The following is a 1,431-nucleotide window of genomic DNA, read 5'->3' as shown; positions in this document are numbered from 1 at the left end:
GGTCAAGTCCCGTGAGGTGGTGTACGACGTCGTCGTGTGATTCCTCGTCGGTGGATCAGGCAGTCAAGGCCGGTGTCACCTCCTCGGTGTCCTCGGTGACACTGTCGGCGGGCTTGTCGGTGCGGGAGCGAGCCAGCACGTCGAGGCCGAGGTAGCGGCGGCCTTCGATCCACTCGTCGTGCTGCTCGGCCAGCACCGCCCCGACGAGTCGGATCAGCGCGGTACGATCCGGGAAGATCCCCACCACATCGGTCCGGCGGCGGATCTCCTTGTTGAGGCGCTCCTGCGGATTGTTGCTCCAGATCTGTTTCCAGATCTGCTTCGGGAACGCGGTGAACGCCAACAGATCCGACCGGACGGCGTCGAGGTGATCGGCCACCTTCGGCAGCTTCTCGGTGAGTGCAACGATGATCCGATCATATTGTGCGTGAACGGAATCCGCGTCGGGTTGGTCGTACACGGAGTGCAGCAGTGTCTTCACCCAGGGCCACGACGACTTCGGGGTGACGGCCATGAGGTTCGTCGCGTAGTGGGTGCGGCACCGCTGCCAGGAGGCGCCGGGCAGGGTGGCGCCGATCGCCGCGACGAGGCCGGCGTGGGCATCGGAGGTCACCAGTCTCACCCCGGACAGGCCGCGGGCGACCAACCCGCGGAAGAAGGTCAGCCAGCCGGCGCCGTCCTCGGCGGAGGTGACGTCCAGCCCCAGGATCTCGCGGTAGCCGTCGGCGTTGACCCCGACCGCGACCAGGGCGTGCACGTTGACCACCCGGCCGTTCTCGCGGACCTTGAGGACCAGGGCGTCGGCGGCGACGAAGGTGTACGGCCCCTGATCGAGGGGTCGGTTCCGGAAGGCCTCGACCTGGGCGTCGAGATCCTTCGCCATCACGCTGACCTGGGACTTCGACAACGAAGTGATCCCGAGGGTATCGACGAGTTTTTCCATCCGGCGGGTCGAGACGCCGAGCAGGTAGCAGGTCGCAACAACCGAGGTCAGGGCACGTTCGGCCCGCTTGCGCCGCTCGAGCAGCCAGTCCGGGAAGTACGAACCTTGCCGCAGCTTGGGGATGGCCACGTCGAGGGTGCCGACGCGGGTATCGAAGTCCCGATGCCGGTAGCCGTTGCGGCTGTTGGTGCGTTCGTCGGAGCGTTGGCCGTAGCCCGCGCCGCACAGGGCGTCGGCCTCGGCGCCCATCAGGGCGTGGACGAACATCGTCAGCAGCTCGCGCAGCAGGTCGGGGCTGGCGCCGGTGAGTCGGTCTTCGACAAGCTGGCGGAGGTCGATATCGTGGGCAGTGGTCATCGCGTGCTCTTTCGTCGAGTCGAGTTGGTAGCTCTCTCGAAGAATCACGCGATGACCGTCTTTCGTCCGGTTACGACACGCCGGTCATCGGGATCCGATCCGGCTCGTACACCATCCTGATGGACGCAACC

General features: G+C 66.3%; 1 protein-coding gene. It reads right to left on the bottom strand.

From position 1 onward, the window contains the following. Positions 1 to 55: 55 nt before the first annotated feature. Positions 56 to 1,300 (bottom strand): IS256 family transposase, encoded by a 1,245-nt coding sequence (locus CQZ88_RS00065; RefSeq protein WP_102799049.1) that lies wholly within the window; start codon positions 1,298 to 1,300, stop codon positions 56 to 58. Positions 1,301 to 1,431: the final 131 nt, after the last annotated feature.

The organism is Rhodococcus sp. ENV425, assembly GCF_002887785.1.
Taxonomy (GTDB): domain Bacteria; phylum Actinomycetota; class Actinomycetes; order Mycobacteriales; family Mycobacteriaceae; genus Rhodococcus; species Rhodococcus aetherivorans.
The sequence above is the reverse complement of the archived record's forward strand: the minus strand, read 5'-3'. Positions and strand labels throughout refer to the sequence as shown.

What these genes read in the sequence shown, in the direction of transcription:
- CQZ88_RS00065 (WP_102799049.1), bottom strand. Translation starts at nt 1,300, where the DNA reads ATGACCACTGCCCACGATATCGACCTCCGCCAGCTTGTCGAAGACCGA.